This window comes from uncultured Campylobacter sp. (assembly GCF_938031315.1).
Lineage (GTDB): Bacteria > Campylobacterota > Campylobacteria > Campylobacterales > Campylobacteraceae > Campylobacter_B.
On the sequence record NZ_CALHHT010000497.1, the window covers coordinates 1 to 1,111 of the forward strand.

Annotated in this window: 1 protein-coding gene; it reads right to left on the bottom strand. The window is 43.0% G+C overall.

The genetic code is table 11. The features are described from left to right. Positions 1 to 525: 525 nt before the first annotated feature. Positions 526 to 1,111 (bottom strand): HAD family hydrolase (locus Q0236_RS12255; RefSeq protein ID WP_297918508.1); only part of this gene is annotated, 586 nt, incomplete at its 5' end.

Sequence of the window (1,111 nt, forward strand, 5' to 3'; positions counted from 1 at the left end):
GAACCTATATTCACAAATCCAGAGTTTGTTGTCCTGCCATTAGACGATAGCCCATCGCGAAAGTGGCATTTTATACAATTTTGCTTTAAAAAATCATAAGAACGTGCGAAATTTTAGCATTTTGCGAAATTTTAGGTTTAAATTTACGGGCCACGCCGCAATAAGATCGCAAATTTAACCCGCTTAGACAAATTTAAATTTCAAGCGGCCGGGCGAAACTGAAAATATTTGAAATAAAATTTAAAATTCTTGCGCCGGAGCTTAAAATTTAAAAAATTTATTTCTAAACGGCAGCGAAATTTCATAGACAGCTCGTCCGCATCATGTGTGCAGAGCGCGCCGAATAGAGCCCTTAAAATACATATGAAATCACCGCGGAACTCTCGCCGTTTATCGATAGCTGCAGATGAATATAAAAATTTTTGTTGTTTAAATTTAGCTAAAAATACTGTGCCATAAGCCCTTTACTGCGGTGAAATATCAACGCCCGCTTTCAAAGCTCTAAATTTAGAAAATTTACGCCGCTCAAGCCCGTTTTAAAACTTCTCGTATGAGCCTTACGGCCTCTTTTGTATCCTCGCATACGAACTCGCAGCATACCTCAAGCTCCGCGACGCTGCCGTAGCCGCAGCACACGCCGACGCTTCGCACCGCGGCGGATTTTGCCGCAATGGCGTCAAGCTGCGTATCTCCGATCATAAAAACTTCGCAAAAATCGCAAGCTTCGTCTAAATTTACGGCACGAGCTTTGCTAAAATTTTTACTTGAAATTTCGGCGGAATTTTTACCCGAGTTTTCGTTTAAATTTTGGCTCGGAATTTCGCTGAAATTTTCGCCCGAAATCCTGCTGCAAATCCCTAAATTTTCGAGCGCTTTTAAGATCGGCTCGGCGCTTGGTTTAGGGTTTTTCACATCCTCTCGCCCGACGATGGTGCCGAAAAATTCCGCAATGCCCAGATGCTGCAATAAAATTTTAGAAAATTTTGACGTCTTGGTCGTCACGACGCCTAAATTTGCAAACTCGCTCGCTTCCCGCACCGCCTCATACGCGCCGCTCAACAGAACGGTCTGATCCAAAAATATCTGCTCATATCGTTGTTTGTAGGCAAGC